Origin of the sequence: Paenibacillus sp. FSL R7-0345, from assembly GCF_038595055.1 — a bacterium.
Taxonomy (GTDB): Bacteria; Bacillota; Bacilli; order Paenibacillales; family Paenibacillaceae; genus Paenibacillus_AQ.
Genome location: NZ_CP152002.1, coordinates 972,497 through 989,303 on the forward strand (window position 1 = coordinate 972,497; position 16,807 = coordinate 989,303).

The following is a 16,807-nucleotide window of genomic DNA, read 5'->3' on the forward strand; positions in this document are numbered from 1 at the left end:
GGCATGCAGTCCCCGCAAGCTGTCCGTAAAGAAGCTCAGCATTACAGAATCCAGAAGGTGAGAGGCAGGGCAGTCGATATCCTGTACGCATTGTTCCGTTATGCGCTGGTAATAGGGATATCCTTCATCATTATTTATCCGCTGCTGATGAAGTTCTCCATTGCCTTCAAGGATAAGGCGGATATATATAACCCGACGATTTATATGATTCCCGTCCATTTCACGATGGACAATATCCGGATGGCAATGCAGATCCTGGATTACTTCCCGCTGCTCGGCAATACGCTGCTGTTCGTTGTCGTGACGACCCTGCTGACCACGGCCTCCTGTGCCCTGGCGGGGTACGGCTTTGCCAGATTTAACTTTCCGGGAAGCAACCTTCTGTTCGCACTGGTCATTCTGACATTGCTGGTGCCGACCAGCACACTGATGGTGCCGATGTACCTGCATTTCAGAAGCTTCGACATTCTGGGGATCATTCATCTGATCACCGGCAAGTCCGGGCTTAACCTGCTTAATACGTACTGGCCTTCCATTATTACCTCGGCAACCGCGATCGGTCTGAAGGCCGGCCTCTTTATCTATATCTTCCGCCAGTTTTTCAAGGGGATGCCGAAGGAGATTGAAGAAGCAGCCCTGATCGACGGCGCGGGCGGCGTAAAAACGTTCCTGCGGATCATGCTGCCCAATGCGGTCTCGCCGATGATCACAGTCATCCTGTTCTGCTTCGTGTGGCAATATAATGATACCTTTTTTACTTCGCTCTTTATGAGTGAGCTGGCGCTGATGCCTACCAAGGTAAGCTCGCTGGCGGCTCAGGCCAATGCCCTGATTCCGGGTATGCTGGGGGCAGGCGGGGGCGGGTCGGCGGTTAAGGCTGATCCAAACCACGTAGCCATGATTATTGACACCGGCATTCTGCTGGCCATTATTCCGCTGATTCTGCTGTATCTGGTTGTACAGCGGTATTTTGTGGAGAGTGTGGAGCGGAGCGGCATTATCGGATAAAACGGCTTCATGAAAAGAATGCTGGAGAGCTGCTTCGCTGCCTCCGGCATTTTTTTAAATATACAGAAACGGATCCTGTCCTGTTTAGGACGGCGTAGCCGTTTCTACTTGCAGGAAAGGGTGCGTACAATGAAAAATAAACATCTTTTCAGTCTGATCGTCCTGCTGCTGGCGGCTGCTCTGGCCTTGCCAGCACCGCTTGTTCACGCCAAGGCAGGGGATACTCCGCTGCAGGCTTATGTGGAAGCGTTGGGTCCCGGCTGGAACATGGGTAACACCTTTGAAGCCAGCGGGGATGAGACCTCCTGGGGCAACCCGCCTGTAACCAAGGCTTTTATTGAGCAGCTTGCCGCCGAGGGCTACAAGACGATCCGCCTTCCCATTACCTGGAGGCACCGGATGGGGGATGCCCCGGACTATGCCATTGATCCGGCCTTCATGGCGCGTATTCAGGAGGTGGTTGACTGGTCGCTGGAAGCGAAAATGCATGTGATGATCAACCTCCACCACGATTCCAACTGGATTATGAACATGGCGTCAGAGCATGATGAAGTGATGGCCAGATTTAATGCCGCCTGGACGCAGATTGCCGGCCATTTCAAGGCATATCCGGATACGCTGATGTTCGAGAGCGTCAACGAACCGCGTTACTCGGATGACTGGAGCAAGGATGAGCCTGAATATTTCACGATGCTGGATGAGCTGAACGTCTCCTTCCACAGCATTGTCCGCAGCTCCGGCGGCAACAACGGCAAGCGTCCGCTCGTGCTCTCTACACTGACTGCCGCCCCGACCGAGGCCAGGCTGCTGGAGCTGTCCAAGACGATAACGAAGCTTCAGGACAAGCGGCTGATTGCAACATTCCATTACTACGGCTATTATCCGTTCAGTGTAAACACAGCAGGCACTACAACCTTTGATGATACCGCCAGGCAGGATTTGATTCAGGCCTTCGACCGGGCGTACGACATCTTTACGTCCAAAGGCATTCCCGTTATCGTCGGCGAATACGGCCTGCTGGGCTTTGATAAATCACTGGAGACGGTGCAGCATGGCGAGATTCTGAAGTTTTTTGAGTACATCGGCTATTATGCCAGGGAGAAAAAAATGCCGCTGCTGCTGTGGGACAACGGACAGCACTTCGACAGACGAACCTTCAAATGGGTGGATGAGGAGCTGCATCAGGTGATGGTGCAGGGCTGGAAGGGGCGTTCCTCCAATGCGCAAAGCGATTCGGTTTACATTAAAAAAGACTCGACGCCGCAGGATACCGCGCTGGAGTTGAACCTGAACGGCAATGTCTTCAAAGAGCTGCTGGCCGGTGACAAGGTGCTTACGGAGGGTACGGACTATAGGCTAGAGGGAGAGCGGTTAATCCTTACCTCTGAACTGCTGAAGAGCCTGCTCACAGAGGAATACGGAGTGAATGCGGTATTGACCGCAAAATTTAGTAGCGGAGCTGACTGGCCCATAAAGCTGATTCGCTATGACACTCCTGTTCTGCGAAGCTCGCAGGGGCCGCAAGGAATCTATTCCCTGCCGGTCCTGTTTAACGGGGACAGCCTGGCTACCCTTGAAGCAGTCTATACCGCAGGCGGCAATGCCGGCCCGGATGAGTGGACCCCGTTCAAAGAATATATCCGCCATTTCTATCCGGACTACAAAACTGGCGAAATCAAGTTCACGGATGACTTCTGGGGCGGGGTGAAGGACGGGGAGATGCAGCTGCGGATGCATTTCCGCAGCGGCGAAATTGTTCCTTATACGATAACCAAGGAAGGCTTCTCGATTATCGGTGTGTCTGCTGAGGATGCATTGGCCGGGGTGGCAGTACAGCCGGCAGGACAACCGTCAGAGGCTCCTGAGATTTCTGCTAAGCCGGAGGAGTCAGCCGTTCCCGCACTTTCACCTGCCGGAGAGGAAGGTGGTTCTTCGCCTGGAATCGGTGGCAGCAAGCTGACCATGATAATAGTAGTTATAACGGGTCTGGTTGTCCTGGCAGCGGCTGGGATCTATTGGGGTAGAAGAGGAAAACGGAAGCGCGGCAGATGATACGACGGAGTTTTGTTACGGGGACGGAGTATGCCCTTTGGGCTATGCCTGATTCAAACGGCTTGAAGCGGGGCTATGGTATAGTAAGTACTAACTTATATCTTACATAGGAGGCCTCCCATGCTGAAATCATTGCAAGCCATTGAAGCTTACCGCGAAGGCCGGCTGCAGCCTTCGGCCGGACCGGCATGGCTGAATCTTATTGTGTCAGCCGAGATGCCGATCGTTAACCTGGAGCGGGTGGAATCGCTGCAGGAGCTGGATCAGCGCAATCCCGTGCTGGACTATGTGGAACGGAGTCTCAGTCTGCTTGACAGCCTGCAATTGTCTTACTGGATTAAGGAGCTGGCCGAGGAGACGCTGATCTGGTCGGAGACGGCCAAGGGCGGCACCCCGCGCCAGCGCCGGAAATGGCAGGAGGAGGGCATCAACTGCTTTGCCCATAATATAGGCTCCGCCCAGCTATACTGGCAGCACAACGCAGGGGAGACGTTTGATGTAACCGGAAGGCCGCAGGCATCTGCTCTCAGGGCGGCGGGTGTAGCGCAGGCGGAAACGCTGGTCATTGTACACCGGCTGATCGAGACGCACGGGCTGCTCGGCCAGCAGATCCGCGGCGAGGTTCCGCCGGAGGTCAACCAGCCGCTGGCTGCCATTGCCGAGGAAGGGCTGCTGACCGCAGATGAGCTGGAACGGCTGCTGTTTGCGCTGAACCACTGCATCATCGGTGCAGTCTCGCCGGTGCTGTGGCAGGATGTGCGCAGCGAGATCATGGAGCTGATCGCGGTCGTCGCATCCGGCGAGCCGGCTGAGCCGCTGCCGATGAAGGAGCGGCTGCGGCGCATGCGGTCCGGCCCGATCCTCCGCGGGGAGGATTTTGCAGCGGAATGGGGCCGTCTGGAGCAGGAGGGGCTGCCTGCAGAAATGCTTGAAGAGCTGCAGCCGGCTACCTTCTGGTATGCGGAATCCGCACTGCAGACCTTCTCGCTGGAGCAGTTTCTGAAGGTGCTGGCGCTGGCTGCCCGCGGCAGCGGTGGCGGCGACAGCAATGGCAACGGGAATGGCTTAGGTCATCTCAGCTTTGAAGCGGTGATGAATTCGATTTATTACGATTACAAGGGCACCAAGAAGATCAACGTATATAAGAAGCGGATTATCGAAAAGTATCTGTCCGGGCTAAGCTGGAGAGAGATTGCAGAGGGCAAGCTTACGCCAGGCAATCCGCATCTGCTGCACAGGCTGCGGCGGCAGGGGCATCTGCCGGATACGGTGTTTTTCGACTTCGAGTTCTCGCCTGCTGCAGAGAAGCTGATCGAGTTCTGTATGGAAGCCGAGAAGTCGGTGCTGTATGAGCGGGCCGTGCTCATGCTGTTCGATTTGTTTGAGCTGCGGCGTGACGCCTTTGACCGGTTCCATAATGAGGACAGCTACCTGAGCCAGATGAATGACACGGCCGATTATAAGTCCGTTATTCTTGATTATATTACCGGCAGCACCGTGCTGGACATTGGACCCGGCGGCGGTGTGCTGCTGGACCTGATCGAAGAGCGGATGCCCGGAGTCACACCGGTCGGTATTGATATCTCGAGCAATGTAATTGAAGCATTGCAGCAGCGCAAGGCACGGGAAGGGCGGCGCTGGGAGGTGCTGCAGGGCGATGCGCTGAACCTGAAGAAATATGTGGGCGCGGGCAGGGTGGACACGGTTATTTTCTCATCGATTCTGCATGAGCTGTACTCCTATGTGCCGATGGATGGTCAAAAATTTAATCACCGGACCGTTGCGGCAGCGCTGGTGAGCGCTTTTGAAGTATTGGCTGAAGGCGGAGTGATCATTATCCGTGACGGGATTATGACGGAGCCGGAGACGCAGCAGCGGAGAATCCGCTTCCTGGAGGAGAACGGGCTGGAGTGGCTGAAGCGGTATGCAGAGGATTTTGCCGGACGTGAGATTCAGTACCAGGTGCTTTCGGAACAGGAAGTACAGATGCCGGTGAACGATGCGATGGAGTTTTTGTATACGTACACCTGGGGAGCGGAAGCTTACGTTCACGAGGTCCAGGAGCAGTTCGGCTACTTTACCCCGTCACAGTATGAAGCTTTTATCCGCGAGCATTTAGGCAGCCGGGCGCAGATTGAGGTATCCCGCCACTATTTGCAGGAGGGTTACACCGAGGCGCTGCGCGAGCGGGTTAGCGTGATGGAAGAAGACGGAATAGAGGTGCCTCTGCCTGACAGCACGTGTTTTATTGTGATCCGTAAGGGGCAGGCGGCAGACTGAGCTTAGAAGGTAGTGGTATAAATCAGGCCTGAGACTGTATTGGCATAACGCCGAGCAGTTTCGGGCCTGTTGCATGCCCGGTATCTGGCGCGCCAGATACTCCGTCTACCCGTTCAGCTCATCGTCCACCGCAGTCGTTCCGCTGCACAGCTCAAGGAATGACCCGGCTATAACAATAGAATCGTCATAGCCGAGACTGCCGGAGTGGGACACCAGAATCGGATACTCCCCCTCGCTGTTCGCAGGACTGCGCATATTCCAGATATAATGATTGCCGCTCCCGTCCATCGCAAACGGCACTGCTCCCGGCATATACTCCGGAAACTCATAAGCGAGCATCATGGAGCGCAGCTCTCCGGCGCTGAAAAACTGGAAATACCGGCCGCCGTTTCCGAACTCGCCGCCATTAGAATACTGCAGAAAGTTCAGATAGCCTACCGGAAGCGGCATTTGTGGTATGGACCACAAGCCGGGATCAAACGGTGTGTACTGGGCATGCAGCGGATGCGTTGCCGGGAAGGGATTGCGCTGCCGCTTTATAATCTCCTGCTGCTCAATCTCTGTCAGCGGCTGATGCCAGCCGGCTGTGAAAGACTCCAGCTCCGCTGCGGAGATACCCGGCTGCTTCTGGTAGCTGCTGCTGAATACGTTGCTCCAATTCATATAAGGGGCCTCCTTATTAGTTTACCTGCTGAATGGATAATAACATTAAGCTTAATCAAGCAGCCGGGCTAATGCAATTACAGGCGGGAGAGCACCGCCTGCGGGAATGTAACTTTGGCAGGGGAATAGCAAAAAGGAGCCGCAAACGCGGCTCCAACGTGGCATCCATCTATTTTAGCGTAACATCCAGCGAACTGATTTTACCTTTACGAATCTTGAAGTCATGTCTGAACAGCTGCGGGGCGGGCACCCGGTTCCGGTTAAATTCGCCTTCCATCTCTGCCGTTACAGCGATCCTGTCTCCGGACTCCTCGATTTCATTAATGGTGAAGCGGACCTTGGCCGAGAACAGCTCTGCTTCGCCCCAGGCCTGAATGGCCTCCCTGCCCTGAATCTGCTTTCCGTTATCCCTGACTACGGCTTCTTCAGCGAACAAATCGATAAAAGCCTCCTGCTGATATTGATTGATGGTATTATAATATTCCTGTACTTCACTCGGCATAGTGACATGTTGGTTCATGGGATCTGCCTCCTGTAAGTAAATTTACCGGACGGGGAGACCCGTCCTTACAGGTACTTAACCGTATCGGGGAAGCGGTAAGCAGAGAAGACGCTGAATCGGAAGACAGGAATCCTGCTGACCCCCCCGGCCTCACGTCCCCACGCGGTACGTATAGACATTTTCAAATTGTAATTTTTTGAAATCATCCGCTTTGATAAAAAAGTGCAATAAACCCGACAAGTCCCATTCCATCCCGAGCGCATCGTCGGAGTCAGCCTGGAATAATTGAATCTCCCCGCTGGGATGGCCCCCGTATTGCAGCGCTGACATATGGCCCAGGAAACGGAATCCGATCCCGCGGTCGTAAATACTCATAAAATCCGGTTTGAATTCCAGTGAATAGCGGTCCAGGTCCGCTTTGTTGTTCATCAATTTGTTCGCTTCCAGATAATCTGAATCGGGAAGTGTTAATTCAAGCTTTTTTTCGAGCAGCGCGGACTTGAATATCTGCTCTTCCGATAGTGCTGCCGGCGGCTTCCTCCGGACCAGTTCAGCAGTTTCCGGTGCATAGTACACAACATTATTGTTCATCTTATCTTCATCATAATCCTCGTCGGTATACCATAACTCATAATCATACACATAGAAGAAGTAGAGAATCCCGGTGGACGGGTACTCCGGATTAACCAGATTCATAGGGAACTCTTCAAGATTAATCTGAGCGACAAACGACATGGGATGATTCTTCCACGAAGGCCACTGAAAGGAAGAGGGCAGATCGGGATATCCGCCGATTTTGCTGGTGCCCAGTTGGATGTCCGTGTCCGCTGTTATTGTTGGAACCATGTAGAATCCGGGCAGAATCTGATATTTTAACATGTCCCAATACTGTCCCAGCTCTGCTTCTTCCAGCATCTTGCGGATCTCATGTATCGAGGGGTCTGTAATCTGGTCAGAGGCCAGCGGGTGCTTGTATACGGGAGTATCAATGCCTGCTGCATTACCTGTAATTAAGAGGCGTAGTAACAAGATAACTGCAGTTAGTATCTTCAATATGTTCATAGTTTTCCCTGCCCTTCTAAATTGTTATTTTATAAGGACAGGTTAAATTTGTCAGCTTAAATTATTCTCCCTTTGACCTTATGGATGCAGCTGCCCCACACCCGTACCCTGCACAGCATCTTTACGGAATTCCGAAGGCGAGCAGCTCATTGCTTTACGGAACACTTTTATAAAATAGCTGACGTTATCAAAGCCGACCTCCAGCGCAATGTCGGAGATTTTGCGTTCAGTCTGCTGCAGCAGGGCGGCCGCCTGGCGGATGCGGTAGGAGTTGATGTAATCCACCGGCGTCTTGCGGGTCATGGCCTTGAAGAACCGGCAGAACTGGCCCTCGCTCATCGGAATCAGATCCGACAGGTCGCGGGTGCGGATCGGCTCCTGATAGTTCTCCTGGATATAAAGGATGACCTTTTTGAGCCGGTTGACCTTGGTGGTATCTGCGCTTTGCGATAAGCTATGGTTCACGGACCTGTCCGGTGCGGCGATCTGCGACAGCATAATTAACAGGGTTCCTTTCATAAAGGCCTCAAATCCGGGCATTTTATTAGCATATGCGTCCATCATCCGCTCCAGCTGGTGCAGGAGCTCCTGCTGCCAGGGAACGTCCGGCGTAAGATGCCGGGGAAAGCTCTGGCGCTTCTCCTGAAGCGGCAGGATGACCGTCTGCTGAATCGTATCGTACTGGGCACTGGCCAGCAGATCGGGATGGAAGACCAGCGCGCAGAAACGGCAAGGTCCTTCTTTCAGGACATGGGCGGCATGAATATCCCCAGACTCGATGAACACAGCTTCACCGACGCGGAGCGGGAAATAATCGGTATCCACCTGGAACAGAATCTCTCCTTCCAGCAGCATAAAAAACTCCGCTTCCTCATGCCAGTGTGTATCCAGAATGTGAGTTCCGGCCGGCAGCTCGATCCAGTAGGCAGCCAGCGGAAACATAACATCGCCGTGTACACGGTCTTCTTTTAACAATCGTTGGGATGTGCGGTCCATTAATAGGCCTCCTCGGCAGAAAAACATCAGAATAGTGTTATAAATAAGCTATATTATATTAGTTTTGTTGTTTTTTTATCGTTATAATGCAACTATAAACAGCAAATTGAAGGGTGGCAAGCACACACATGAAATTTACAGACGGCCTTTGGCTGGTTCGCGAAGGGATCAATATCAACGGCGCAGTGCAGAATTATGTAGTGGAAAAGACTGCTGAAGGTCTGACTGCAATTGCACAAACAACTCCAATTACAGGACGTGCGGCAACGCTGAACTCCACGCTCCTTACTGTTAAATTCCATTCCCCGCTTCCTGGTGTGGTAGGCGTGAAGATCATTCACAATGACGGCGTTATTGACCGCGGACCGGCTTTTGAGCTGACCAAGGGAACTGGCGATCACGTACAAATCGAAGAAACCGAAACACAAACCGTGCTGATCAGCGGCGGACTCCGTGTTGTCATCAACAAAGGCACACATTGGTCCGTAGACTTCTACCGCGGTGAAGAGCGCATTACCGGCAGCGGTTTCAAATCCATGGCTTACATTACCGATCAGGACGGCAACACGTTCATGCGTGAAGAGCTGGATATCGGCGTAGGCGAATATGTATACGGGCTGGGCGAGCGCTTCACTCCTTTTGTGAAGAACGGACAAGTTGTTGATCTCTGGAACAAAGATGGTGGTACCAGCTCGGAGCAGGCCTACAAGAACATTCCGTTCTATGTAACCAGCAAAGGCTACGGCGTATTTGTTAACCATCCTGAGCTGGTTTCGTATGAAATCGCTTCGGAAAAAGTGAAAAAAGCCCAATTCAGCGTAGCTGGAGAGAGCCTCGAATATTTCGTAATTGAAGGACCTTCGATTAAAGAGGTTATCAGCAAATATACTTCCCTGACCGGTAAGCCTGCGCTTCCGCCGGCATGGACCTTCGGCCTCTGGCTGACGACTTCGTTCACAACCGACTACGATGAAGCTACTGTTAACTCCTTCGTAGAAGGTATGGCTGAGCGTGATCTGCCGCTGCATGTGTTCCACTTTGACTGCTTCTGGATGCGTGAATACCAATGGACCGACTTCCAGTGGGACCCGCGCGTATTCCCGGACCCTGTCGGCATGCTGAAACGCCTGAAGGAGAAGGGGCTGAAGATCTGTGTCTGGATCAACTCCTATATCGGACAGCGTTCGCCGCTGTTTGAAGAAGGCAAGAAGAACGGCTATCTGATCAAAAAAGCGAACGGCGACGTGTACCAGACTGACCTGTGGCAAGCAGGAATGGGTCTTGTGGACTTCACCAACCCTGCAGCCTGTGAATGGTATGCCGGTTACCTGCGTGACCTGGTTGACATGGGCGTGGACAGCTTCAAAACAGACTTCGGCGAGCGTATCCCTACGGATGTTGTGTACTTCGACGGATCTGACCCGCAGAAGATGCACAACTACTACACCCAAATGTACAACAAGGTTGTGTTTGACGTACTGGAAGAGAAGCTTGGCAAAAATGAAGCAGCAGTGTTCGCACGTTCGGCTACAGCCGGCGGACAGATGTTCCCGGTTCACTGGGGCGGCGACTGCTATGCAGACTACGAGTCGATGGCAGAAAGCCTGCGCGGCGGCTTGTCGCTCGGTCTGTCCGGCTTCGGCTTCTGGAGCCATGATATCGGCGGCTTCGAGAATACGGCTCCGGCGCATGTATTCAAGCGCTGGCTGGCCTTCGGCCTGCTCTCCAGCCACAGCCGTCTGCACGGCAGCACCTCGTACCGTGTGCCTTGGGCTTACGATGACGAAGCGGTGGATGTTACCCGTTTCTTCACCAAGCTCAAATGCAGCCTGATGCCTTACCTGTATGATGTTGCCGGGCAGGCGCATGAGCAGGGCTGGGCTTCGATGCGGGCAATGGTAATGGAGTTCCCTGAAGATCCGACCTGTGAAGTGCTGGACCGCCAGTACATGCTTGGTGACAAGCTGCTGGTTGCTCCGATCTTCCAGGAGAACGGCGAAGTGAAATACTATCTGCCGGCCGGCCGCTGGACGCACCTGCTGAGCGGCGAAACCGTAACAGGCGGAGCATGGCGCAAAGAGAAGCATGACTTCTTCAGCCTGCCGCTGTTCGTCCGCCAGAACTCGCTGCTTGCTACAGGCAGTGAAGATACCCGTCCGGACTATGATTTTGCCGATGGCGTGAAGTTCGGCCTGTACTCGCTGGAAGACGGCGCTGCTACAACTGCGGTTGTCCGCGACATCAAGGGTGCGCCTGAGCTGACTGTTAAGGCTGAGCGCCAGGGCAGCAAGGTAACTGTAACTGCTGAAGGCAGCGGCAAAGCGTTCTCGCTGGCTGTGAAGGACCTGGGTGCCATCGCATCTGTAGAAGGCGCTGAGCAGGCGGATGAAACTACTGTGAATGTGGCTGCGGGAGATAAGTCTGTCTCCTTCACCATTACATTGAAATAGGTTAATACCAGCTCTCTAATGGCCGGGAACAGATTGTTCCCGGTTTATTAGGGAGTTTTTTTGGAGCATATAAAAGAACCTCTGAGAATAGGCGGATTCTATGTGATGATTGTGATTTTTCAGAGTTTTGCTTTAAGCTAAGTGGAATTATGCCATCTAATTGTCAGCCAACCGCTGCTTAGAGGGATACTAGGTGGAAAAACAACACTTAATTGTGCAGTATTCGCTGTATATGGGGTGTAAGGGCTAAAATAAGTGACGATTTTCCACTTAGTGATTAAAAAAGATGAAAAATAGTGAAATTAGATGGCGAAAATCCAACTAAACATTGGAGCCCGGCCTGGTTAGAGGGTACCGGATTGCCAGCGTAACAGAACAGGAGAAATGACTATGACCATTAAAGACAACAACGGAGTGCTCAGCCAGACTGAGTACTCATCGGCAACAGCAGTATCTGCTGCAGCGAATCAAATAATGATTTCTGCGGAGCCGTTCACTCATACATACCGGACTTATATACGTTTGCGGGAGAACGGCAGCCTGACACTGAAGTTCTGGCACAGCAACAGCGTGGATTCCACCTGGGATCTGGGGCAGGAAGCAAAAGGCGGCGAGCCAGGCGGGGAATGGGTGATTGAAGCCGCTTTTATCGCTGACGGCGGGCTGGTGCCGGACGGCACGGTAACGTCCGGGTCGCAGGTGACAGTCAGCTTTGCCGGAGCAGACTCCCGGCAGGTCGCTCCCGGCGAATGCTTCTGGAGCGATGAGGCGCAGCTTGAGCTGCCTGAGGGACATTATCTGGCGTTCACCTGGACGATCAGAACGCTGGCAGCAGGCAAGTCCTTCCCGTACAACGTGGAAGGGATGCTGGTCAGCGGATTCGATGCCCCGGGAAACCTGGCGGGCAGTGAGGCGGCCGCGGGATTCTCGGAGTCGGATAAGCTGCTGGTAGCACCAAGCTATATCGGCTACAAGAAGCAGGTAGCCAGGAAGCTTGTATTCCTGGGTGATTCCATTACCCAGGGCGTGCGCACAGAGAAGGATGCTTACACCTATTGGGCAGCACGTATAGCTGAAGGGCTGGGTACGGAGTATGGACTGTGGAATATCGGCTCAGGCTGGGGCAGAGCCTATGATGTGGCTGCAGACGGGCCATGGCTGAATAAGGCGAAGCAGGGCGATGAAGTACTGATGGTGCTTGGCGTCAACGACCTGGATATCGGCAAACGCACAGCAGAGGAGCTTATAAGCGACTTGACCGGGATTATCGCCAAGATCAAGGAGGCCAATCCGGCGTCCAAAATCATACTCAGCACCGTACCGCCGTTCAACTTCGCGGATGAGCGGGAGACCTACTGGCGCACAGTAAATTTGGCGATCCGCAATAATCCTCCTGCCGGCGTAGACCGGGTATTCGATATAGCCGCTGTATTGGCAGAGCCTGCACCGCAGGAGCACCGGATCCGTCCGGAGTACATGAGCAACGAATTTGATCCGCATCCGAACGGTCAGGCCGGCAAGGCGGTGGCTGAGGCCTTTTTGGCCTGGTACGGACAGGCCGAATAAAGAACCCTTGAAGCTCATTAGGCATACTATGGAGTACTTTAGATGAGGAAGGTAGTGTGCTAACAATGGGGATTCAGGCGGGGATGCAGCAAAAAGTGCTGTATCAGGCGGATAATCAGGCTGTCCAGAATTTGAAATCAGTCAGACATCATGTGCACAATGTGTGCAGACAGCATGTTAATCAGATTGTTCAGGTGCAGACGATGGACGGACAGATTGTAGTTGGCAGATTATTGGGCTGTGACAAGGGCTTCTTTTATATGGGAGTCCAGCAGCAGGGAGGACAGCGCGCCTTCTTCGGCGGCAGCGATGAAGCCCTTCTTACCCTTGTGCTGTATGAGCTGCTGGTTATTACACTTCTGTATACTTAATTTCTCTGGACCGGCACTAGCGGAGCCAGGCAGCCGGATTGCGGCTGCCTGGCTTCTTGCTGCATAGCTTCGATTATTTAGAATGTTCTAAGGATGATTACCAGCAGAATGTAGAGTACCAGGATTGTAGTAGTGGAAGTGAACATACCGCCGACATTTGCACAACCGCTCATTGTATTACCTCCTCCGCAAGATCATCTTACAGACCCATATTATGCATCATCCGCCTCTGGTGCATAGACATTTGACCTGCTTGATTATAATTTGGAGGTTCAAATAATGAACAGTCGTCATTCCGGCCTGCCGGACCTCAGAGAGCAACCTGAGCCCGGTAATCCTTCGGCGTAACTCCGGTCTGCTTCTTGAACACCTTGCTGAAATATTTCACATCATGGAAGCCGACCATTTCCGAAATCTGCAACAGCTTCAGGCTGGGGTTCTGCAGCAGAAGCTTGGCCTTTTCAATCCGCACGCTGACAATGTAGTCGGAGAAATTAATGCCGTACTCCTGCTTGAACTTGCGGGAGATATACTCACGGCTGACAAAGAATTTGCCGGCAACCTCCTGCAGCGAGAGGTCGGACTGGTAGTTCTGGTCGATATATTTAACGATCTCTGTCAGCGGATTGCGCTCCTTGATCTGTCTGGCCGACAACACCCGGGACAGGCTCTGCATCAGGGCATAGGACCAGTCCCGCCAGGCGAACAATGAGAAGGAGTAGCCGGTGGCGTAAGGAGCAGGATTATCGCGGTCGGCCAGCTCCAGCTCGGCCAGCGCGCTCTCGGCCTGGCTGCCCAGCGCTTCGCGGACGAGCCGGGAGCGGAACAGCAGGGCATCCGCTTTCCAGGAGCCGAGCATCTCCGGTGTGATAACGCCGCCGCGGCTGAGCTCCTCGGTCCAGTGCTGTGCGGCGGCGGACAGGGCGTCCGGGTTACCGCTGACGACTGCCATCTTCCAGTCCTCCTGGACATCGGCAAAGATCGGTCTCGCTCCGGCTGCGCCCGCATCCTGCCGGTATTCTGCCGAAGTTACACTGAAGTGGCTGTAATCCTCATGCCGCAGCAGATTGCGGCGCAGCAGGGCTTCAGCAGCCTCTGTGCGCTGTGCGGCCAGCCGGCCCGGCAAACTGCCGGCTGAGCTGATGCCGAAGTGCATCCGCAGCTGAAGGGTATGGAACAGGCCCTGGTTGATTTTGCCGATCAGCTCGGTAACGGATTCCTGCATATCCCACAGCAGGATGCCTATTTCCGGCGGACCGCCCCAATAGCGGAAGGCAATTCCCTTTTCCTGCGGCTGCAGAAATTCATTGCAGATATTAACGATGGCATAGTAGAGCAGCTCGCTGTCTCCGCCGAAACGCCGCAGCAGCGGGTTGTTGCCGGCATCCGTCTGCACCAGCAGCAGACGGGCGGCTCCGGCACTGCCGGGGATAACGCCTTCGGCAACCAGCCGGCGCAGCGTAGTCTCCGCGGTGACCGGATCATCAATCAGCGCCGACAGCAGCCGCTCGCCGTAGATCGGCTTGATCTCGTTCAGCCGGATGCTCTGCCGCTGCCGCTGTGTGCGTTCTTCGGCCTCCGAGCGCCAAGCGGAAACAGCCTTGGCAACGGCTGTATTAATCGCCTCGGGCTCAATCGGCTTGAGGATATAATCAATTCCCCCATGCCGGACTGTTTCGCGTACAAAGTCGAAATCATTGTGTCCGCTGACGACAATAAACTTGGTGCTTCCGGCGAATTCATTAACCCAGGTCATCAGCTCAATGCCGCTGCCGGATTCCATCATCATATCCATAATGACCAGCCCGGGCTTGTGCTCACGGATCAGCTCTATCGCCTCATTGCCGCTTCCGGCCTCCATAATCTCCCTAATCTGATGACCTTCCCAGTCGACCAGCAGCCGGACCGCCTTCCTGACTCTTGCCTCATCATCCACAATCAGCGCCTTCATATCCGTTCACTCTCCGTTAGTATGTCAATTTCCAGTCTGACCATTACGCCGCCTGCCGGCAGGTTGTCCACAGTAAGTGCAGCATCTTCCCCGCATACCAGCCGCAGACGGGCCAGCACGTTGCCGAGACCGATGCCTGCGCCGGGCGCGTCCCGTCTTTCTTCACTGTTTTTTAGCACAGAAACATCAAGCGGATCAGGCCGGGTAAGCTCCTGGCGCAGCCTTTCCAGCTTGGCAGCGGGGATGGAGGTCCCGTTGTTCAGGATCGTCATTTCCATTCGTCCATCGTCCAGCCTGGCTGCCGTAATCTCGATGAATCCGTCTGTCCGGGACAGATTAAAGCCGTGCTTGAAGTAATTTTCCACAATCGGCTGGAGAATCATCTTCGGCATAAATGCGCCAAGCAGCGCCTCTTCCATATCGTAGCGGAAAGTGAACTTATTTTCAAAACGCTCCCGCTGCAGCTCGATGTAAGCCTTGACATGCTCGAGCTCATCCTTGACCGTGACAATTTTCTCATCGTTATGCATGCTGTACCGCATCATCTTGGCCAGTGCCGAGAGCAGGGAGTAAATCTGCGGAACCTTCATTTCAAGAGCCAGCGTACCGATAATCTGCAGCGTATTGTTCAGAAAATGCGGGTTAATCTGCGACTGCAGCGCCCTCAGCTCATTGGTTTTATTGGATAGCTCCAGCCGGTATTCCCGCAAAATCAGATTGTTGATCGTGTCCATCATGCTGCGGAAATGCTCAGTCAGCACACCGATCTCATCATTGCCGGCCGGGCGGATATCCACCTCCAGATTACCTGTCCGCACCTGGTTCATATAACGGGTCAGCTGCTTGATCGGAGCCGTGATCCGGAACGAAATCAGCACCGTCAGGGCGATGATCATGCTCATCAGCAGGAACAGCAGCATAATGTTGATGCCTGCGGCTTCTTTGGCTTCACGGAACAGGTAGGAGACCGGAATCTGCTTAATCAGCGTCCAGCTGAGGCCGGTGCTTTGTATTTTTTGATAAATAAAAACAGATCCGCCCTCCTCAAAATACCCCTGAGGCTCAGTGTTCGCGGCAATCTGCCTGCTGTACCACCGTGCATTTAGCGGCTTGCCGAGAGCGGCTTCATCCCGGTCATAGACGACTGTTCCGTCACTGTCCACCAGATAAATGTTCTCCTGGTCCTGCTCGTACAGCTGTTCCACAATTTCAGTGAGCGCCGCCAGCTTGACATCAACGGACAGATAGCCGAGGGCTTGTGAGGAAGGGATGCGTTCAATCCTGCGGTGAAACGTGAACACCGGCTCGGGGACGAACTGGGTCAGCGGCAGGGTCAGCCCGTAGACATTACTGATATGCGTACTCTGCACCTTAACCGGTGAGGTGTCCGTCAGATTGGATTCTTCATAGGGAGTGCTCCCCAGCCAGCGCTTGGGCGTGGTGTTGTCGGTAATCAATGTAGCTTTGCCATCCTTGACCCCGTACAGATACACCTGCGAGATATTGGGCAGTGAAGTGGAGATGTAGCTAAGCGAATTATAAATAGCGATATCGGAGGAAAGATCGTCATATCCGGCCTCAAGCAGGCGGTAAAAATCAGAGTCGGAATATACGCTCAGCGACAGCCGGTTAATCTCCTGAATCAGACTGTCTATATTTTTGTAGCCTTGATAGAGCAGGTTTTTGTTCTCGTCGACAGCCCGTGTCCGCAACGACTGGGTTGTATAAGAATAGCTGATATACATAGTCGCCATAATACAGACAAGGGTCGGGAGGAGTAGAAAAACGATCAGTTTGGTGCGGATATTGTTCCATTTCATCGATTTGTGTCACATCCGATCAATATTTTACACCTGAAAGATCACTTGCGTAGGTGTAAGCGGCCCGTAAAAAAACGGATAATATG

General features: G+C 53.6%; 13 protein-coding genes. 6 read left to right on the forward strand and 7 right to left on the reverse strand.

Annotated features, from left to right (window positions below):
- Positions 1-3: 3 nt before the first annotated feature.
- The 3 genes from NST84_RS04125 (at position 4) to NST84_RS04135 (ending at position 5,340) form a co-directional block, all read left to right on the forward strand.
- Entirely contained in the window at positions 4-1,008 is a 1,005-nt protein-coding gene (locus tag NST84_RS04125) for a carbohydrate ABC transporter permease (protein WP_342564374.1), read from the forward strand.
- Positions 1,009-1,137: 129 nt separating this feature from the next.
- On the forward strand, positions 1,138-3,060 hold the full coding sequence (locus NST84_RS04130; RefSeq protein WP_342564375.1) for a cellulase family glycosylhydrolase: 1,923 nt from the start codon (positions 1,138-1,140) through the stop codon (positions 3,058-3,060).
- Positions 3,061-3,180: 120 nt separating this feature from the next.
- Positions 3,181-5,340 (forward strand): class I SAM-dependent methyltransferase, encoded by a 2,160-nt coding sequence (locus NST84_RS04135; protein ID WP_342564376.1) that lies wholly within the window; start codon positions 3,181-3,183, stop codon positions 5,338-5,340.
- A 105-nt stretch (positions 5,341-5,445) separates the two neighbouring features.
- Here the strand turns inward: NST84_RS04135 and NST84_RS04140 are convergent, their stop codons facing one another.
- From NST84_RS04140 to NST84_RS04155, 4 genes are all read right to left on the reverse strand, one after another.
- A complete protein-coding gene (locus tag NST84_RS04140; RefSeq protein WP_342564377.1) occupies positions 5,446-6,003 on the reverse strand; it encodes an SMI1/KNR4 family protein in 558 nt (185 codons plus the stop codon).
- Between the two features lie 169 nt (positions 6,004-6,172).
- Complete coding sequence (locus NST84_RS04145; RefSeq protein WP_342564378.1) at positions 6,173-6,523, reverse strand: nuclear transport factor 2 family protein; 351 nt, start codon at positions 6,521-6,523, stop codon at positions 6,173-6,175.
- A gap of 132 nt (positions 6,524-6,655) precedes the next feature.
- Entirely contained in the window at positions 6,656-7,567 is a 912-nt protein-coding gene (locus NST84_RS04150; RefSeq protein ID WP_342564379.1) for a YwqG family protein, read from the reverse strand.
- A 78-nt stretch (positions 7,568-7,645) separates the two neighbouring features.
- Positions 7,646-8,563 carry an AraC family transcriptional regulator gene (locus tag NST84_RS04155; protein WP_342564380.1) on the reverse strand — a complete coding sequence of 306 codons (918 nt, stop codon included), beginning with the start codon at positions 8,561-8,563 and terminating at the stop codon, positions 7,646-7,648.
- A 128-nt stretch (positions 8,564-8,691) separates the two neighbouring features.
- Here NST84_RS04155 and yicI point away from each other — a divergent pair, with 128 nt between their 5' ends.
- From yicI to NST84_RS04170, 3 genes are all read left to right on the forward strand, one after another.
- A complete protein-coding gene (gene yicI, locus NST84_RS04160; protein WP_342564381.1) occupies positions 8,692-11,013 on the forward strand; it encodes an alpha-xylosidase in 2,322 nt (773 codons plus the stop codon).
- Between the two features lie 390 nt (positions 11,014-11,403).
- The gene (locus NST84_RS04165) at positions 11,404-12,579 is read left to right on the forward strand and encodes a GDSL-type esterase/lipase family protein (protein ID WP_342564382.1); all 1,176 of its coding nucleotides are present in this window, start codon (positions 11,404-11,406) and stop codon (positions 12,577-12,579) included.
- Positions 12,580-12,635: 56 nt separating this feature from the next.
- The gene (locus tag NST84_RS04170) at positions 12,636-12,950 is read left to right on the forward strand and encodes a hypothetical protein (RefSeq protein ID WP_342564383.1); all 315 of its coding nucleotides are present in this window, start codon (positions 12,636-12,638) and stop codon (positions 12,948-12,950) included.
- A gap of 77 nt (positions 12,951-13,027) precedes the next feature.
- On the opposite strand, the gene NST84_RS04175 is transcribed toward NST84_RS04170, so the two are convergent.
- The 3 genes from NST84_RS04175 to NST84_RS04185 form a co-directional block, all read right to left on the reverse strand.
- Entirely contained in the window at positions 13,028-13,123 is a 96-nt protein-coding gene (locus NST84_RS04175; RefSeq protein ID WP_236337359.1) for a YjcZ family sporulation protein, read from the reverse strand.
- Between the two features lie 137 nt (positions 13,124-13,260).
- Entirely contained in the window at positions 13,261-14,901 is a 1,641-nt protein-coding gene (locus tag NST84_RS04180; protein ID WP_342564384.1) for a helix-turn-helix domain-containing protein, read from the reverse strand.
- A complete protein-coding gene (locus tag NST84_RS04185) occupies positions 14,898-16,721 on the reverse strand; it encodes a sensor histidine kinase (RefSeq protein WP_342564385.1) in 1,824 nt (607 codons plus the stop codon). The genes NST84_RS04180 and NST84_RS04185 overlap by 4 nt, the downstream gene beginning before the upstream one ends.
- Positions 16,722-16,807: the final 86 nt, after the last annotated feature.